The following is a 16672-nucleotide window of genomic DNA, read 5'->3' on the forward strand; positions in this document are numbered from 1 at the left end:
ATCCTCTCCCGCGAGGCGGGGGCTGCTTCGCTCGCCCTCTCACGAGGCCCCGCGCTTCTTGCGCCGCGCCTGCGCGGAGAGAAGCGCCATCCTCACGAAGTGCGCCTTCCGCAGCGACGCCGCGGCTGCGGCGATCTGAGCCTCCGTGGCTCCCGGGTGCTTCTTCCTGGCGTCCTGCTCGAACCTGGACTCGGCGGCGCGTCGGGCTCCCTCTGTTCGGGCGGCACGGTCGGCGGTGTTGCCCCAGCTCTGGTGAGCCGCGAGTCGGGCCCGCAGGGCACGTTCTTCCGGATCCATGGGCGCTCTCCTCTGGTCGGCAGCCTGGGCCCGGCGTCATGCCCGACGCGCGACGGCTACACGCATTCGGGGTACCGCCGGCCGCTCAATCCCCACCTTCGGGTGGAGCACCGGCCGCACCAGCGAGGAAGGCTCTGCTCATGCAGAGGACCACACCCCATGAGCCCGCCCCGCTCCTCACCACCAAGCAGCTGATGAAGTTCTACTCCGTCTCGGACTGGACCGTGAACCGCTGGGTGCAAATGGGTTGCCCGGTTGAGCCCGTCCGTCTCTGGGGCAGACGATTCGATCTCGCGGCAGTCCGCGCGTGGCACGCAGCGGGGGACACACCTCCGTAAGACGCCGCACGCCGTGCGTCAGATACGGCATCGCGGTACCGGACCGAGGCGGGGCCGCAGGGTGGGCAGAGGCACCCTCTACCCGCGCGCCGCGGTCATGGAGTGGCTCGACAGGCTGGAACAGAACGACCCGCTATCGGTACGGCAGCGGTGAACGCATCGCCAACATGATCGTTTGTGCTTCGGTGGAGCATCGGCGGAGCGAGTGTCCGAAATGAACCCGAACAAGCAGTGACTCCAGGCCAGAGGAACGCTCTGACCTGGGGCCCATGGGTAGCGTGTGGGACTCGAACCCACAACCAACGGATTAAAAGTCCCGGCAGGGAGAGGGTGGGTGGTGCCTGGTCATGTTGCGCCGTCCCGGACTGCCTAGTCGGACAGGGTGGTCGGTGCCGCGCGGTCCGAACGGAGGCGGGCTCTGCCGAAACGTCCGCTCACGCATTGCTCACGCGTGCCGGCAAGTCGGAGCCTCTCGGCAAGGCGGCCGGACCTGCTAGACCCGTCGGGCTCCGCCGGGGCCGGCCGGTCGGCGGGTTTGACTGGCGACAGGGCTACGGCTCCCACAAGATCCACGCCTATCTGCGCAGACGCGGCATCCCGCACACCATCCCCGAACGCGCCGATCAGAGCGCTGACCTCCACCGGTGCGGTCCGCGAGGTGGCAGACCCATCGGCTTTCAACCGAACTGCTTACCGCCCGCCACCGTAACGTCATCGAACGCTGTTTCAGCCGCCTCAAGCAATGCGCGGCCTGGCAACCCGCTACGACAAGGCCCGCGAGTCCTGCCGAGCCACCATCGCCCCGTCCTCCTCTGGATATGACCTTCGAAGGCACCCCCAGGGACGTATCGGTGCGGCACGTAGCGCGGTCCCGTGAGCGGTTCGTAGAAGAATCCTGAGGTCGATGTCATCAGAACGGCGGACTCACGGCTCTTCCGAAGTGATCCAGCCACTGCCCGTACGAGGCGGGCAACGGTCGAGGGATGACGATGACGAGGAGGTAGGGCCGTGGAGATTCTCGGCGTGCTCATCATGATGGTTCTCTTGCTGATCCCGGGGCTGAACAAGCTGCTGGAGAGCGCGGCATACCGGAATCGGGCCCAAGGCAAGGCCGAGGTCATCCGCGCCAGGCGCTCCGCTGAGCTTCCGCCGGCCAGGCGGAAGCAGGAGAGGAGGAAGACGCGTGGCTGAGCACGTGGAAGAGGGCGCCGAAGTACTGGGCAAGGTGTTTGAGCAGTACCGGGCAGAGATGACGGGCAAGGCTCGCCAGCTCCTCCTGGAGGCCGACGTGCCAGCGTCGGTGGTGGACGCCGATGACATCGTGAGTAGCGCGTTCGCGACGGCGTTGCAGAACCCCGGCGCCGTGCGGCAGCCACGCGCCTACGTGTACAAGCTCATGCGCACCGAAATCCTGCACCTGGTAACGCGTCGCGCGGAACACCGCCTCCTGGACGTGAAGCGAAGCACCGATCCGCTCTGCTGCCCGCTTCCTTACGTCGCCGACTTCAGCGCCCTGGTGGACAACCGGCAGACGGTCGTCCGAGCCATGAGTGAGCTGTCGGCGCCACAGCGCACGGCGGTGTGGGCGACCCAGGCTCTGGGCTACACCCGGGAGGAGACCGCTGTGCTCACGGGCAGGCATCCCGGCACCGTGGCCCGCCACACCACGCGCGGCATGGCCCTGCTGCGCGTCGGCGTCACCGCCGCGCTTGCGGGGACCTTGGTGGTCTTCGGCGCAGTCGTCGGCGTCCGGCTCCAGCAGAAGGCCCCCGCTGGCCGCTCCCCCCGTACGGACCCCTTGCTGCCGCCCGTTCAATGGTGGCCCGGTAACTGGTTCGTGCTGGTCACGCTGGTCCTCGGGGCCTATGCGCTGTGGCTCGTGAGGCGTCGCTTCTCACTATGGATTCTCAGCGGCGTCCTCAGGCTGATGAGCCTGGGAGGGGAACCCAGATCGCCGCTGACAATAATGTGTTGCCTCTTTTGACCGTGGCGGAGAGCAGGCCCTGTTGCGAAAGGCACAGGGCGTGGTGCGCAGCACGGCCCCTCAGCGCGAAGGGCGCGGCATCCCCTGGGTGCGCCGAAGCCGTCGAAGAAGGCTTCGGCACCGGTGATCCGGGTCATGCCCCGTGTAACAGCGGCATCTCTGATCACTCGTCTTGGAGCCGAATGGCCATCACGGTTCCGTCGGCGCGGATGGACACCGCGTTCCAGGCCCCCGATGTGCTGCGGCCCGGCCACTGCCCACGTTGAGCGTGTACTTCGCGACGGTACTCATTTACGCGCCCATGGTGAAGGTACGTGTACAGACTCCTCTGAAGCCCGGAGAATACCTCCACGCGGGTGCCGTTGAGACGGTATATGTGGTCGGTTCCGACGAAGTCGATCCCGTGGATGCGGTGCTCAGCGTCTCGCATCCTGCCCGTGTTGGCGTGAACGTCGTGCTGAAAGTGACGTCTCCCCTGCTCCTTGGTCAGGTACTGGGCAGTGGGTTTGCCTCCTCCCGTGAAGGCCGTCAGCGTGGCCGCCTCTGCCCGTGCCAGCACGATGCTGAACCAGGCGAATGATTCGGGCAATACCTGGAACCCGGGGATGGTCGTCCTTTTCTGGCCCGTGTGCCTCACGGCGTCGGCCATGCGGTTCCCCTGGACCAGGGCGAGATCCAGGTCTGCTTCTGACGCTGCCCCGGGCGGGCGGAGGATGGTCGTACCCTCAGCCTCCAGGATGTGCAGGGCGAGACTTTCCCTCTTGGGGATCTCAGTCCCGATGAGCAGGTACGGGACCGTGCCGTAAGGCCCGATGTGCACTGACTCCACGTGCGCACTGGCCGTGCTGAGCTGCTTGTGCACCTGGCGAACGCTGCTGTGGGTGCCCTTCGAGGAAAGCAACAGGACCTTGGACGGCTGCCCCGGTTGCCAGGCTTCGACGAAGAAGTGGGGCCGTCGTTGAAGTGGCTCCGGACGGGTGCCCGTTCCGGAGGTGCTGCGCAGGGTCCAGCCGGCTTTCAGGGCGACGTCTGCCGGGATCACCGAGACTGAGTGGTCGGGGTACCGGGACCTGACCAGCTCTTCGGCCAGCAGCGAGGCGAAGCCGGTGCCGATCTCCCCGGACTGGGTGGCCTTGTAGAACCGCAGGAGGTCGCGCCCCTCGGATGACAGCTGCAGGTAATTACCCTGGTTGGCCTCCAGGGCCTGGTTGTAGCGCAGGCTTCCCCAGTGTTCGGCGAGTCCTCGTCCCGCGCCTTGGCGGGCCGCAGCAGCCCCAAGACCGATGGCGTGAATGATCTGCCAGGGCGTGAGGGTCAGCGATCGCGGCCCGTTTCGGACGGCTTTGTAGTCGGTGCGTCGGCGAAGCGGCCCCTGCCCGTTGCCTATCCGCTTCTCGTCTTCGTCCTCCGCGGCCTCGGAGACGCGGGCAGCCAGTTCGGTGGACGAGCGGACTTGGACGTGTGAGGTGGCGCTCAGCCCGTCGAGAATCTCCCTGACGGCTTGGGATTCGTCCTTGTTCACCAGCTGCCCTTCCCGTCGTTGTCGTGCGGCGTGAGCCGAAGGAAGGTAGGGCACGACAGGGGGCGCAATCAAGTGCGCACGAGGGGCGCAGACCGCTATCTGGCCATGCTCCGGACGGCTGCTGACGGAGCACCACCGCCGTGTACTGCACAGCATGCCGTTGCACACTCCGTGGGTGCTGACCTGAAACTGCGTTGCATAGCGAAGACGGCTCGAAGAAGCCCGGGATGACCCCCGCGGCATACTCGTCCGCATCGAGCACCTGACGCCAAGGCCCGCAGAGAACGCCCCTGTGCCGGCGGAAGCGAAGGTCCAGGACGGCCGACGGACGATCACGGTAGATGCCGCCTACCTCATCATCGGCAACGCCCCGATCGCCCTGTCCGGCGATGTGGCCCACGGGCCGGACCGGTACTCCCCGCCGAAGGACCAGTGTTCCGCGTCATGGTGGTCGGCGACCTCCGCTCCGCCCGCTTCCAGCGGACCATGACGGCTTCGGGCTCGGGTAGCGAGACCGCGATTTGTTGGGCGTGCCCTGCAAACACACGCTCCACCACATCCAGCCGCTCCGTCCACCAGTGAAGGAGCGCCTCGCCGCCCAGGAACAAGTCGTCGCAGGAGTGGTCGTCCCGGTCGTAGTGGAATTCGAGCTGCCAGAAGTCAGTCATCCACTTCCACCACGGACGACGGACTGCATCGACCAGCACGTCCGGCTCCAGCGGGTGCACCGACCGATAGCCGGCCACGAATGCCGAAGCCCGCTCCAGGTCGAAGACGCCCTCCACTCCGAACTGCCCTGCGCCGTGCACACGACCTCTTCCGCGTACGGACGAACGCCCAGCCGGTCCAAATCCAGGATTCCCACCAGCTCACCGCCCGCCTAAAGAAGGTTCCGGCACTGGGAGTCCCCGTGCATCCAGCCAATCGGCCCCGCGGGGACGCCACCTTCGGGGCGCAAGTGTGCGTGCTTGTTGAGAAGGAGCCTGCGCTGTTCGAAGGCCGCGGCCGCAGCCACGTCGAAGGCATAGTGGGTGCCCTGGGCCGACAGGCACTCCAGCAAGCCGATCGCCCTTCCGCACGGCTCGCCCGGCATCCGTCACCTCGGCGGCAACCGAGGTCGGCACGGCGGGCGGGTTCGCGACTTCGGCAGTACGTTTCAGCGACGCATGAAGTCGTGCGAGGTGCGCGCCAAGCTCGGCCACCCGCGGCAGCGACAGGGTGACGCCGCATACGTGCTCCGCGTACGACCAGGGAACAGGCAATAGCCGCTACCGCCGACTTCGGCGACCACATCGGTCGGCAGCGGAGCGCATGCGGGAAGGCGCGTCTTGTCCGCCACATCGCGTCGATCACCCGGGCGACGATATGGGAGTCGGCCGCCCAGGCGCAGAACAGTTGCTGGGCCCCTTCGACGGCTGAGCGTCTGCCGCGCTGCCCCTCGGCGACGGTGAGCGCCTTCGTAGGTTCTGTCAGTCCCACCGGCGAGACTCTCCCCATGGCTACCAGATCAGACTGGGCCTTGGAGCTACAGCTGAACGCTGTGAAGGACCAGGCCACCAGCCCCGCAACAGAGAGCGCCATCGACTCGGCCCTCACGCACATAGGAGGATCCGGATCGCGGAACCGAAGAGGGGGCAAACAGCTCATATCGCTGCTGGAGGAGGCTCGGTCGACCGCTGCGCAGGCCGAGGACTGGCAGGTCGTACGGCTGCTCCAGGATTCGCTTGATTATGCGGAGGGCCGGATCCTCAAGCCGGAGTTCGAAGAGAGGTACCGGCTCTTCCAGGACGGACAGCAGCGCAACGACATCCTTCGGGACTACATGTCGATGGTCCTGTGGGCGGGTAGCAGGTTCGTGACCGGGAAGGCCAAGGAGTTCCTCGAGGGCCATCCCGGTTCCAGCACCGCGGAGCTGCTCGACCACTTGTCGTCGCTCGGGCAGGACGCCCTGTTCCTGGAGGCACCGCCGGACCGGCCCGGACGTTACTCAATCCCCCGAGGGCGCGCCGAGACAGCCCTCTGGATCGAGAGAGTGATCCGGCGGGAGCGCGTCGATGTCGACGATGCCGGGGTCGAGGCTCACCGCATCGCCACCTCTCCCGAGGCACTGGCGCTCCTGGCCGCAGATTCCGACGGCCAGATGGTCTTCAGGGCGGCGGAGCTTCAGCGCCGTGCGGCTGGCCTGGACCGCCTCCGCGCGGTGGCGGAGGATCGGACCGCGACCGAGCACGACCTCCAGACCGCGCTCGAAGGGCAGCACTGGATCTTCGGTGGTCGGTTCGTGGGGGAAGCCGCACAGAGGCGGCTGGTACCGGGCGACGAGATCGACATCCCTCTCATCCGCGGCGACGGCAGCCTGCACATCGTGGAGCTGAAGCGGGCGATGAGTCTGCACAAACCACTCGTGAAGCGGCACCGCGGCGCCTGGGTGCCCGCCGCAGAAGTGCACGACGCCGTCGGCCAGGCGATCAACTACCTCGTCGGCCTCGACGAGAACCGCCAGAAGATCCAGGGGGAGCTGGGCATCGAGACCCGCCGTGCGAGTGCAGTCGTACTGATCGGCCATCCGGGAGTTCAGCCCGGTGTCCCCGAGCAGGAGATCAACGAAGCCCTGAGGACGTTCAACAGCCACATGAGCCGGGTCGAGGTCCTGACCTACAAGGAGCTGATCGACAACGCGGAGCGGTCCCTCGGGTCTGCGGGGGCCGGGTTCCCTGGCGCCTCCCCGCATGCGGGCAACGGAGACCGAAGGTCATCGATCGACCAGAGGCTCCTCCTCATGAGTTTGGACCGCCGAGGAACCTGACGGCGAAGCGCCCCCACCCGAGCCGGGTGGGGGCGCTTCGCCGTACGTCACAGGCGTACACCTGGTCTCACGTCAGTAGGCCGTGTGGGACTCGAACCCACAACCAACGGATTAAAAGTCCGCTGCTCTGACCAATTGAGCTAACGGCCCCTGCGACATCACCCCCCGAGCATAGCCCGCCCGGTCCCGGCAGCCGATCCGGTATCGGTCTTGGGCCCGTCGCGCCCGCTCCGGGGGCCCGTGCGGGCGGCCGGCGCGGAACCCGGAGCAGGTGCGGCGGGGGCCGGGGACAGCAACAGGGCCCGTACGGCACCGAGTCGGTTCGGTGGCGTACGGGCCCTGCCGGTCTGTCAGGCGGACCTGCTCGGCCTGGAGGGGCCGGGCGGGGGTCAGCCGTTGCGCTTCCAGCGCGGCTTGTCGTCGCGGCGGCCGAAGGAGCCGGTGTTGGTGCCGGTGTTGGCGCCGCGGTGGTCGTCACGACGGCCGGTGGGGCGGTCGCTGCCGCCGGAGCGGAAGCCGCCCGAGGGGCGGTCGTCGCGGCGGTCGCGGTTGAACGGGCGGTCGCTGCCGCCGGAGCGGAAGCCACCGGAGGGGCGGTCGTCGCGGCGGTCGCGGTTGAACGACGGACGGTCGTTGTCCCGACGCTCGAAGGAACGGCCACCACGGTCGTCACGACGGTCGTTGCCACCGGAACGGAAACCACCGGAGGGGCGGTCGTCGCGGCGGTCGCGGTTGAACGACGGACGGTCGTTGTCCCGACGCTCGAAGGAACGGCCACCACGGTCGTCACGACGGTCGCTGCCGCCGGAACGGAAACCACCGGAGGGGCGGTCGTCGCGGCGGTCGCGGTTGAACGACGGACGGTCGTTGTCCCGACGCTCGAAGGAACGGCCACCACGGTCGTCACGACGGTCGCTGCCGCCGGAACGGAAACCACCCGACGAGCGGTCGTTGCCGCCCCGGTAGCCGCCACGGTCGCCACCGCGGTTGTCGCGGCGCTCGTAGTTGCCCCGCTCGTCGCGGCGCTGCTCGTCGCGGGCGGCCGGCTGCTCGGGGACGGAGACGGCTGCCACGAGGGCGGCCTCGGCCTCGGCGGCCACCTCGGCCACCGCGGCCTCGGGGTCGTCACCCCGCTCGCGCGCGGCGCGGGCGACCAGGCGGTCGGCCTCCTCGCGCAGCTCGACGGCGCGGCGCTGGACCCGCTCCAGCTGCTTCGTCAGGTCGGCGGCCTCGCGCTCGGCCTGCTTGGCGGCGTTGTTCGCGGAGTCGGCCTGGACCTCGGTGAGCGAGCGGGCACCGGTGATCTCGGCGACCTCCGGCTCGAAGACGCCCGCGCCCTGGACGATGTGGCGCGAGGCGTCGACGCCCGCGTCCTCCATCAGGCGGAAGATCTGGCGGCGCTGGTGCGGGAGCGCCAGCGAGACGACGACACCGGACTTGCCGGCACGGGCGGTACGGCCCGAGCGGTGCAGGTAGTCCTTGTGGTCGCCGGCCGGGTCCACGTTCAGGACCAGGTCGATGCCGTCGACGTGGATGCCTCGGGCGGCCACGTCGGTGGCGACGAGCGCGTTGACGTAACCCTTCTTGAAGTCCTCCAGGACCCGCGTACGGGCGCCCTGGGTCATGCCGCCGTGCAGCGCGTCGGCCTTCACACCGGACTCGATGAGCTGCTCGGCGATGCGGTCGGCGCCCAGCTGGGTGCGGACGAAGATGATCGTGCGGCCCTTGCGGGCGGCGATCGCGGCCGTGACGGGCGCCTTGTCCTTCGGCTTCACGACGAGGACGTGGTGCGACATGGTCGTGACGTTGCCCTGGGCGCTGTCGACCTCGTGCGTGACCGGGTTCGAGAGGTAGCGCTTGACCAGCGTGCCGATCTCGTTCTCCATGGTGGCGGAGAAGAGCATCCGCTGACCGCCGGCGGGGACCTGGTCGAGCAGCTCGGTGACCTCGGGCAGGAAGCCCAGGTCCGACATCTGGTCGGCCTCGTCGAGGACGGCGACCTGGACGTCCTCCAGGGAGCAGGCGCCGCGGTTGATGATGTCGCGCAGGCGGCCCGGAGTGGCGACGAGGACGTCGACGCCGCGCTCCAGGGCGTAGATCTGGTTGCCCATCGACGTACCGCCGCAGACGACCTTCATCTTGAGGCCGAGGACGTCGCCGTACGGCTGCAGCGCGTCCGCGACCTGCATCGCCAGCTCGCGGGTCGGGGTGAGGATGACCGCGCGGGGCTTCTTCTTCTCCGTGCGGCCGCCGGACAGCGCGGCCAGCGTCGGCAGGCCGAAGGAGAGGGTCTTGCCGGAGCCCGTACGGCCGCGGCCCAGGATGTCCTTGCCGGCCAGGGCGTCCGGGATGGTCGCCGCCTGGATCGGGAAGGGGGTCGTCACGCCGTTCTGCGCGAGCTTGCGGACGATGCCCTCGGGCAGGCCCAGGTCGCTGAAGGTGATGGTCGGCTCGGCGTCGGCGGCGTCCTCGACCTCGGCGGCGGGCTCCTCGGCCTGCGCGGCGGCGGACGAGTCGTCGGCCTTCGCCGTGTCCTGCTGGTCGGCGGACGGCTCGTCGGCGGACTGCTGGTCGGCGACGAAGTCCGCGACGGACTTCTCGGCGGCCGGGGCGGTCGCACCGGCGGGGGCCTCGGTCACGGCGGACTCGACCAGCTCGGCGAGCTGGTCGCTGTCGACGTTCTCGGGCATGACGGTGCGGTCAGAACTGGAAATTGACATGCGAAATGCGAAACCTTCCGGAGTCTCGGCACGCGCCCATAACTCCGTGATTCGCAATTTCGACCGCCTCAATGCGGTCCAGCCACGGCAAGGGAGAGTACGCGCCACACGGCGCTCTTCTGTGTCGGCGCCGGGCAATGGGATCAAACGATCTACCACCATACGCACCCTCCCCCACCTTGCGCAAGCCCAGCCGCGAAAGCCTTGGGCTATACCGCCCTGACCTGCGGTGATGCCTCCGGGGTCCACAGCGTTCGGGAGGCCCCCTCTCCGCCCATCGCATGTACGCGCAGCTGTGCGGCGGGCGACTCCGAGGGGGACGGTTCCGGCGGATCGGTGGGCTCCGGCTCGGGGTCCGGGTCCGGGGCGGGGGACGACGGGGCCGGCTCCTCCGGGACGGTCGGCGGCGGCTCGCCCGGCCCCGGAGTGGAGGGCGTCGGCGTGGGTTGCGTCACACCGGGGCCGCGGGTGGGCGCCGGGGCGGCCGGTTCGGGGCGCGGGCCCTCGGGGGTGGCCGACGGCACCGGGCCGGACCTGTCCGGGCGCCGGGCGCTCTTGGGGACGGCCCGGTCCGAGTAGGGGTGGGCGTCCCCGCTGCCGCTCCCGGACCGTCCGGAGCCGGGGGCCGTGTCCCCGGCCGGGTCGGCGTCGGCCCCCTTCGGGCCGGCGGACCGGGAGGGCCCCGGCGCCCCGGCGTCGTCCTCGCCGACGCTCATGCAGCCGGTGGAGGCGGCGATCGTCAGCGCGGTGACGGCTGCCCAGCGGAGAGGGGCGGACAACTGGCGCACGAGGGGCACCTCCGGGGCAAGGGAGCGGGGGCGTGGCAGGGGTGGAGCGCGACGCCCGGACCGGACCGGGGACACCGAACCGGGAGCGTCGGAAGGGAAGCCGGAACGGCGACCGGAGCGACCGGAACGGAAGCCGGGGCGTACCGGCCCGGCGTCGTACCGTGCCCAACTCCCCCGACCCCGCCGGAGACACGCCCGAAACCGCGGCGGCCCCCGCGTCTCCTGCCCCGGCCGCCCCCGTACGCCTCCCCTACCCCCCGGCCCCGCCCGCCAGTTCCACCCCCAGGAACACCGCGCCCAGGCCCGCCAGCAGGGAGGCGAGCACGTTGGCCGCGGCCAGGAAGGCGCGGCCCGTCTCGGCCAGGCGGAGGGTCTCGTACGAGAACGTCGAGTACGTCGTCAGCGCCCCGCACAGGCCCGTCGCCAGCAGCGCGTGCGCCGGGGAGGAGACCGCCGCGCCGGTCAGCACGCCGAGCAGCAGGCTGCCCGCGGTGTTCGCCGCGAAGGTGCCCCACGGGAAGACGTACGGCACGCCCGGCCCCTGGCGCGCCCGCACCGCACGGTCCGTCAGATAGCGCAGGGGCGCGCCCACCGCCCCGCCGATCGCCACCAGCAGCCAGGTCACGCCGTCCGCCCCGCATCCCGCGCGGCCGTCCGCGCGCCCCGGTCCAGCGCGGCCCGCGCCGCGGCTGCCGCCGCCCACACGGCGGCGAGCGCGGCCACCGCCGTCGCCGCCGCGTACGCCATCGCCACCGCGACCTCCTGACGGGCCAGCAGGCCCGAGACGTCCGCCGCGTACGTCGAGAAGGTCGTGTAGCCGCCGAGCACTCCGACCCCGAGGAAGGGCCGTACCAGCGGATGCGTGATCCGGCGCCGCTCGACGGTCAGCACCATCAGCACCCCGATCAGGGCGCAGCCGCTCACGTTGACCGCGAACACGGTCCAGGGGAAGCCGCCCGCGCCGGGCCACAGCACCAGTGCCCCGTACCGGGCGAGCGCCCCCAGCGCGCCGCCGGCCGCGACCGCCGCCAGCACCCGGCCCTGCGGGACGGCGGCGGGCGGGACGGGCTCCGGCGGCTGCTGCCGGTCCGGCGGCTCCTGCGGGCCACACGCCTCCTGGCGCTCCCGCAACCGCTGCGACTCGCGGGGCTCCCGCGCCCCCTGCGGCTCCCGCGACCGCGGCGGCTCCTGCGGGTCCCGCTCGCTCATCCGTAGCCCAGGGCGTGCAGCCGCTCGTCGTCGATGCCGAAGTGGTGGGCGATCTCGTGGACCACGGTGATCTCGGTCTCCGCGACGACGTCCTCGTGGGTCTCGCACATCCGCAGCGTGGGGCCCCGGTAGATGGTGATCCGGTCCGGCAGCACCCCGGCGTACCACTCACCGCGATCGGTGAGCGGGGTGCCCTCGTAGAGACCGAGCAGGTCGGGGTCGCCGGGGTCCGGTTCGTCCTCGACGAACACCGCCACGTTGTCCATCAGCCGCGTCAGCTCCGGCGGAATCCGGTCCAGAGCCTGGCTCACCAGCTCTTCGAACTGTTCGCGCGTCATCTCCAGCACCCGGTCATTGTCCCGTACGGGGGCGGATACGGGCAGGCGGAGGCCGCGCCGGACCCGTCGCCGCCTCCGCGACCGCCCCCGGCCCGCCCCCGTCCCACCCCCGCCGCCCGGCATGACGGAGGCCGTACCGGGGCATACGCGCCCAATGGTCCGCGTCCCGTTCCGTGCCGCAGCCGACCGCGTCCGGCACCGCCTCAGCCAGCTCGCCCGCCCCAAGCCCGGACGCTCGAACTCCGGCAGTCAGGAGCCCGGCGGCCCGAACCCCGGCAGCCCCGCGCCCGGCCGCCCGCCGCGACGCGCCCCGGCCGGCTCCCGCCCGTCCCGGACCGGGGCGGCGGTCCCCGGCGACCTGACCGCCCCCGCCCGCCACCGCCCCTTCCTCCGCGCCCTCGGCATGCTCGCCGTCGTCGTGCTGGGGGCCTGGCTCGGACTGCTCGCGGTCGGCAGCATCCGTACGCCGGTCGGCCCCATGGACACCAACATGACGCTGCGCCCCTCCCTCACCGGCGGCAGCAAGATCAACGTGGCCCCGCTCGGGGCGCTGGAGCTGGACTCCCACAGCGCGCCGCTCCGGCTCGACGTGGACGTGGACCGGCTCGACCCCGAACGCTCGCAGGCCCTGGTCGACTGGCCGGAACGGTTCTCCCACCTGCAGGACGAGGTCACCCGTGACGTCGCCGCCGGCACACGCGAACTGGCCGTGCGCTCCTGCGTCGCCGTCGTCTCCGGGGCCGCCGCGCTCGGCCTGGTCGTCTACCGCCGCCCCCGCCGCGCCCTGGCCGCCGGCGGGATCGCCCTCACCCTGCTGGCCGCGTCGGGCGTCAGCGCGTACGCCACCTGGAACCCGAAGTCCGTCCTGGAGCCGAAGTTCTCCGGGCTGCTCTCCAGCGCCCCGTCCCTGGTCGGCGACGCGCGCTCCATCGTCACCGAGTTCGACATCTACCAGCGGGAGCTGGCCCGCCTGGTCACCAACGTCACCAAGCTGTACGACGCGACCTCCACGCTCCCCGTCTACCAGCCCGACCCCGGCACCATCCGGGTCCTGCACGTCTCCGACATCCATCTGAACCCGGCCGCCTGGCACATCATCGCCTCGCTCGTCGAGCAGTACGAGATCGACGTCATCGTCGATTCCGGCGACACCATGGACCACGGGTCCGCCCCCGAGAACAGCTTCCTCGATCCGGTCCGCGACCTCGGCGCGCCCTACGTCTGGGTGCGCGGCAACCACGACTCCCCCGTCACCCAGGCGTATCTGGAGAAGTTCGAGAACGTGCGCGTCCTGGACGGCGGCGCGGCGGTGAACATCGGCGGCCTGCGGATCGCGGGCACCGGCGACGCCTCGTTCACCCCGGACCGGACCGGCCCCGGCGGCAACAAGGAGGCCGCCCGGCTGGAGGGCATGCGGCTGGCCTCCGCGCTGCGCGACCAGCAGCACGCGGGCACCCCGGTGGACATCGCCGTCGCGCACGACCCGAACACCGCCCGCGAGACCGACGGCACGGTCCCGCTGGTGCTGTCCGGCCACTACCACCGCCGGATCAACGAGCAGCTGAAGCTCGGCACCCGGCTGAAGGTCGAGGGCTCCACGGGCGGCGGCGGCCTGCGCGCCGTGCAGAACGAGAAGCCCGAGAAGGTGCACGCGTCGGTGCTCTACATGGACCGCTCGACCCGCCGCCTCCAGGCGTGGGACGAGATCACCCTGGGCGGTCTCGGACTGACGACCGCCGAGGTCAGCCGCCATCTCCCGGAGGAGAACCTCAAGGAGGGCGGCCCCGTCTCCCCCACCCCTTCGCCGTCCTCCTCCCCCTCCGCGGGAGCCTCGCCGGGCCGCCCCGCAGGGCGCCCCACCCCGTCGCCGTAAACCGTTTTGGCGATAGCTCCACCCATCCCATATGCTTCTCACGTCCCCGACGCGCTGCAAAGCGAACCGGCGGGCCAATAGCCCTCATCGTCTAGTGGCCCAGGACGCCGCCCTTTCAAGGCGGTAGCACGGGTTCGAATCCCGTTGGGGGCACGTTTCACCGTGTGCGAGACTTGTCTCGCACATTGCTTGGTCCTGTGGAGCAGTTTGGAGTGCTCGCCACCCTGTCAAGGTGGAGGCCGCGGGTTCAAATCCCGTCAGGACCGCTTGCAGCCCCAGCGGCTGCGTGGCTGGGTAGCTCAGTTGGTACGAGCGATCGCCTGAAAAGCGATAGGTCGCCGGTTCGATCCCGGCCCCAGCCACTTCTCGAAGGCCCCGTCCACCGGACGGGGCCTTCGCCGTGTCACACCTTCTCGGTTTCCTCGGTTCCCTCGGCCTGCGCTTCGTGTGCGACGTCCGCGCCCCGCCGCCGCCGGGCCCGTACGCCCAGGACCAGCAGCGCCGGCAGCACCGCCCCGGCCAGCGCCGCCAGGTCCGGCACCCGCTCGCCGAGCCGCTGCGCCCACTGCTCGACCGCGAACGAGTCGTCGACCCCCAGCAGACCGGGCAGCGCGGTCGTCCCGTCGTACACGAGGAACAGCGCGCCGAGCCCGATGAAGAACAGGCCCGACAGCAGCGACGTGGTGTGCAGCTCGAACCGGCCGAGCCGGACGGTCCGGCCGCGCAGCCAGGTCCGGCGGCCCAGGTCGAAACGTTCCCAGAGCAGGGCGAGCACGAACAGCGGGACCGCCATGCCGAGCGCGTACACCGCCAGCAGCAGCCCGCCGTAGACCGGGCTGCCGCTGACCGCCGCCACGGTCAGGACGCTGCCGAGGATCGGGCCCGCGCAGAAGCCGGCCAGGCCGTAGACCGCGCCGAGGGCGTAGACGGAGAACGCGGTGGTCGGGCGGATACGTCCGCTGAGCTCGGCCATCCGCCGCGAGGCGAAGCCGAGGCCGACGATCTGCGCCACGCCGAGCGCGATGATCAGCCATCCCGCGCCGGTGACGAGGGCGTCGCGGTGGCCGTAGAACAGCCGCCCCGCGTACGAACCGGCCGCGCCGAGCGGGACGAGGGTGGTGGCGAGCCCGGCGTAGAAGATGCCGGTACGGGCCAGCAGCCGGGAGGCGGAGTCGATGGAGTACGCGAAGAACGCCGGCAGCAGCAGCGCGCTGCACGGGCTGACCAGGGCGAGCAGCCCGCCGAGGAAGGCGGCGAAGTAGCCGATGTCCGCCGTCACTTGGCGGGCTTCCCGGCCTGGCCCGCCGCGCCGGTCGCCTTCGCCTGCTCGGCGGCGGCCTCGATGGCGCGGGTGAACGTCTCGTCCGGCTGGGCTCCCGCGATCGGGCGGCCGTTGATCAGGAACGACGGGGTGGACGTGGCGCCGATCCCGTACCCCTGTTCCTGGTCCTTCTTGACCGCCGCACGGGCCGCGTCGCCGTCGAGGTCCTTCATGAACCGGTCCAGGTCCTTCACCCCGGCCTCCAGCGCGAGCCCCTTGATCCGGTTCCTGCCGAAGCCCTTCTCCTTCGCCCCCTCGGCGTAGGCGGCGGCGTGGAACTCCCAGAAGCGGTTCTGCTGCCCGGCGGCCCAGGCGGCCCGTGCGGCGTTCTCGGACTCCTCGCCGAAGATCGGGAAGTTGCGCCACTCGATGCGGAGCGTGCCGTCCTCCACGTACTTCTCGATCAGTTCCGGCTCGGTGTCGCGGGCGAACTTGCCGCAGTAGCCGCACTTGAAGTCGGCGTACTCGATCATGACGACGGGCGCGTCGGCACGGCCGATGGCCAGCTTGTCGCCCGCGTCCCGCCGGGCGAGCTCGGCCAGCTCCGGGTAGACGCCCTCGCTCGGGTCGGCGGAGACCTCGGCGGCGGGTGCCGTGGCGGCGGTGTCCTTCGAGGAGTCGTCGGGGGAGGTGGCCTTGTACGAGGCGAAGCCGAGGAGGCCGGCGGCCACCACGACCACCGCGCCGTAGACGAGGGGCTTGCGGGAGGACTTCGACGGGGTGGACGCGGGCTTCTGGGGCGTGGGCATGGGGCACTCCGTGCTGGTGCGGAAGGGGAGGGAGGAAGTGGAGGTGGAGCGGGCCGGGCGGGCCCGCCTACACCCGCAGCACGGAGAGTTCGACGGGCGTCGGGGTGTACGGGGCCGGTGCGCGGGCCCGCATCCCCGGCGGGGGCTCGGCCGGGGACGCGCCCGTCGCGGCGGGCATCCCCCACGGAGCGAGGCCCGGCGCCTGGTCGTGACCGGCCCGGACGCGGGAGGGCACGGCGGGCTCGCCGTCGTGATCGCGGAGCTTCCCGCAGCCGGGGACGGGGCCGCCGGCATCGGCGTCCGTATCGGCGGCCTCGACCGCTGCCGGGCGGCTCACGGAGACGGCCCCGGACGCGGAACCCGGAGCGCTCGCGTCGGCCGCCCCGGTCGCGGGGTCCGGGGCACTCCCATGGACGGCCCCGGTCGCGGGGGCCGGAGCGCTCGCGTCGGTCGCGGAGGCCGCGCCCTGGGACAGGGCCCGTACGGCGGAAGCCGCCCGTACGCCGGCGGCTCCGGAACCGCCGAAGGCCGCCGGCCCGCACAGCAGCCCGATCGCCACCGCGAGCAGCGCCGTCAGGCTCCACCACTGCGTACGGGACACGGGACCGGGCCTTTCTCGCGCGGGGAGCGGTGCCAGGGCGTTCGACTGCCCGAAATGGTACGTGCCGCGTGACGCAGCCCGCGCGAAATGAGGTCGCCACCGAACACGGGCGGGTGAGATCCTGGG

Annotated in this window: 15 protein-coding genes and 4 tRNA genes; 7 read left to right on the forward strand and 12 right to left on the reverse strand. The window is 71.0% G+C overall.

Annotated features, from left to right (window positions below):
• Positions 1-39 precede the first annotated feature (39 nt).
• The gene (locus QFZ71_RS13620) at positions 40-297 is read right to left on the reverse strand and encodes a hypothetical protein (RefSeq protein ID WP_307668498.1); all 258 of its coding nucleotides are present in this window, start codon (positions 295-297) and stop codon (positions 40-42) included.
• A 1346-nt stretch (positions 298-1643) separates the two neighbouring features.
• Here QFZ71_RS13620 and QFZ71_RS13630 point away from each other — a divergent pair.
• Both QFZ71_RS13630 and QFZ71_RS13635 read left to right on the forward strand, forming a co-directional pair.
• Positions 1644-1826: a hypothetical protein gene (locus QFZ71_RS13630; RefSeq protein ID WP_307668499.1), complete on the forward strand. Its 183-nt coding sequence runs from the start codon at positions 1644-1646 to the stop codon at positions 1824-1826.
• Positions 1819-2619: an RNA polymerase sigma factor gene (locus QFZ71_RS13635; protein ID WP_307668500.1), complete on the forward strand. Its 801-nt coding sequence runs from the start codon at positions 1819-1821 to the stop codon at positions 2617-2619. Before QFZ71_RS13630 ends, QFZ71_RS13635 begins: the two co-directional genes overlap by 8 nt.
• Positions 2620-2782: 163 nt before the next feature.
• Here the strand turns inward: QFZ71_RS13635 and QFZ71_RS13640 are convergent, their stop codons facing one another.
• Together QFZ71_RS13640 and QFZ71_RS13645 are read right to left on the reverse strand one after the other, a co-directional pair.
• Positions 2783-4141, reverse strand: a complete 1359-nt coding sequence (locus tag QFZ71_RS13640) for a hypothetical protein (RefSeq protein WP_307668501.1) — start codon at positions 4139-4141, stop codon at positions 2783-2785.
• 356 nt (positions 4142-4497) lie between these two features.
• Positions 4498-4950 (reverse strand): hypothetical protein, encoded by a 453-nt coding sequence (locus QFZ71_RS13645; protein ID WP_307668502.1) that lies wholly within the window; start codon positions 4948-4950, stop codon positions 4498-4500.
• A 686-nt stretch (positions 4951-5636) separates the two neighbouring features.
• On the opposite strand from QFZ71_RS13645, the gene QFZ71_RS13650 reads away from it, so the two are divergent.
• The gene (locus QFZ71_RS13650) at positions 5637-6947 is read left to right on the forward strand and encodes a Shedu anti-phage system protein SduA domain-containing protein (RefSeq protein WP_307668503.1); all 1311 of its coding nucleotides are present in this window, start codon (positions 5637-5639) and stop codon (positions 6945-6947) included.
• Positions 6948-7023: 76 nt separating this feature from the next.
• On the opposite strand, the gene QFZ71_RS13655 is transcribed toward QFZ71_RS13650, so the two are convergent.
• The 6 genes from QFZ71_RS13655 to QFZ71_RS13680 all read right to left on the reverse strand — a co-directional run bounded on the left by QFZ71_RS13655 (position 7024) and on the right by QFZ71_RS13680 (position 12011).
• Positions 7024-7097, reverse strand: a tRNA-Lys gene (locus QFZ71_RS13655).
• Positions 7098-7336: 239 nt separating this feature from the next.
• Positions 7337-9637: a DEAD/DEAH box helicase gene (locus QFZ71_RS13660; RefSeq protein WP_307671449.1), complete on the reverse strand. Its 2301-nt coding sequence runs from the start codon at positions 9635-9637 to the stop codon at positions 7337-7339.
• A 239-nt stretch (positions 9638-9876) separates the two neighbouring features.
• On the reverse strand, positions 9877-10455 hold the full coding sequence (locus tag QFZ71_RS13665) for a hypothetical protein (RefSeq protein ID WP_307668504.1): 579 nt from the start codon (positions 10453-10455) through the stop codon (positions 9877-9879).
• A 250-nt stretch (positions 10456-10705) separates the two neighbouring features.
• A complete protein-coding gene (locus tag QFZ71_RS13670; RefSeq protein ID WP_307668505.1) occupies positions 10706-11080 on the reverse strand; it encodes a CrcB family protein in 375 nt (124 codons plus the stop codon).
• A complete protein-coding gene (locus QFZ71_RS13675; RefSeq protein WP_307668506.1) occupies positions 11077-11664 on the reverse strand; it encodes a CrcB family protein in 588 nt (195 codons plus the stop codon). Before QFZ71_RS13675 ends, QFZ71_RS13670 begins: the two co-directional genes overlap by 4 nt.
• Positions 11661-12011: a metallopeptidase family protein gene (locus QFZ71_RS13680; protein WP_307668507.1), complete on the reverse strand. Its 351-nt coding sequence runs from the start codon at positions 12009-12011 to the stop codon at positions 11661-11663. Before QFZ71_RS13680 ends, QFZ71_RS13675 begins: the two co-directional genes overlap by 4 nt.
• A gap of 145 nt (positions 12012-12156) precedes the next feature.
• Here QFZ71_RS13680 and QFZ71_RS13685 point away from each other — a divergent pair, with 145 nt between their 5' ends.
• The 4 genes from QFZ71_RS13685 (at position 12157) to QFZ71_RS13700 (ending at position 14237) form a co-directional block, all read left to right on the forward strand.
• Positions 12157-13875 carry a metallophosphoesterase gene (locus QFZ71_RS13685; RefSeq protein ID WP_307668508.1) on the forward strand — a complete coding sequence of 573 codons (1719 nt, stop codon included), beginning with the start codon at positions 12157-12159 and terminating at the stop codon, positions 13873-13875.
• An 80-nt stretch (positions 13876-13955) separates the two neighbouring features.
• A tRNA-Glu gene (locus QFZ71_RS13690) sits at positions 13956-14028 on the forward strand.
• Between the two features lie 38 nt (positions 14029-14066).
• A tRNA-Asp gene (locus QFZ71_RS13695) sits at positions 14067-14141 on the forward strand.
• Between the two features lie 22 nt (positions 14142-14163).
• Positions 14164-14237: transfer RNA gene (locus QFZ71_RS13700), tRNA-Phe, on the forward strand.
• 41 nt (positions 14238-14278) lie between these two features.
• On the opposite strand, the gene QFZ71_RS13705 is transcribed toward QFZ71_RS13700, so the two are convergent.
• The 3 genes from QFZ71_RS13705 to QFZ71_RS13715 form a co-directional block, all read right to left on the reverse strand.
• Entirely contained in the window at positions 14279-15154 is an 876-nt protein-coding gene (locus QFZ71_RS13705) for a cytochrome c biogenesis CcdA family protein (protein ID WP_307668509.1), read from the reverse strand.
• A complete protein-coding gene (locus tag QFZ71_RS13710; RefSeq protein WP_307668510.1) occupies positions 15151-15945 on the reverse strand; it encodes a thioredoxin domain-containing protein in 795 nt (264 codons plus the stop codon). Before QFZ71_RS13710 ends, QFZ71_RS13705 begins: the two co-directional genes overlap by 4 nt.
• A gap of 67 nt (positions 15946-16012) precedes the next feature.
• Complete coding sequence (locus QFZ71_RS13715) at positions 16013-16546, reverse strand: hypothetical protein (protein ID WP_307668511.1); 534 nt, start codon at positions 16544-16546, stop codon at positions 16013-16015.
• Between the last annotated feature and the right edge of the window lie 126 nt (positions 16547-16672).

Source organism: Streptomyces sp. V2I9 (assembly GCF_030817475.1).
Lineage (GTDB): Bacteria > Actinomycetota > Actinomycetes > Streptomycetales > Streptomycetaceae > Streptomyces.

Coding starts and splice junctions, on each gene's coding strand:
- QFZ71_RS13685 (WP_307668508.1), top strand. CDS start 12,157: ATGGTCCGCGTCCCGTTCCGTGCCGCAGCCGACCGCGTCCGGCACCGC.
- QFZ71_RS13650 (WP_307668503.1), top strand. CDS start 5,637: ATGGCTACCAGATCAGACTGGGCCTTGGAGCTACAGCTGAACGCTGTG.
- QFZ71_RS13620 (WP_307668498.1), bottom strand. CDS start 297: ATGGATCCGGAAGAACGTGCCCTGCGGGCCCGACTCGCGGCTCACCAG.
- QFZ71_RS13660 (WP_307671449.1), bottom strand. CDS start 9,637: ATGCCCGAGAACGTCGACAGCGACCAGCTCGCCGAGCTGGTCGAGTCC.
- QFZ71_RS13710 (WP_307668510.1), bottom strand. CDS start 15,945: ATGCCCACGCCCCAGAAGCCCGCGTCCACCCCGTCGAAGTCCTCCCGC.
- QFZ71_RS13675 (WP_307668506.1), bottom strand. CDS start 11,664: ATGAGCGAGCGGGACCCGCAGGAGCCGCCGCGGTCGCGGGAGCCGCAG.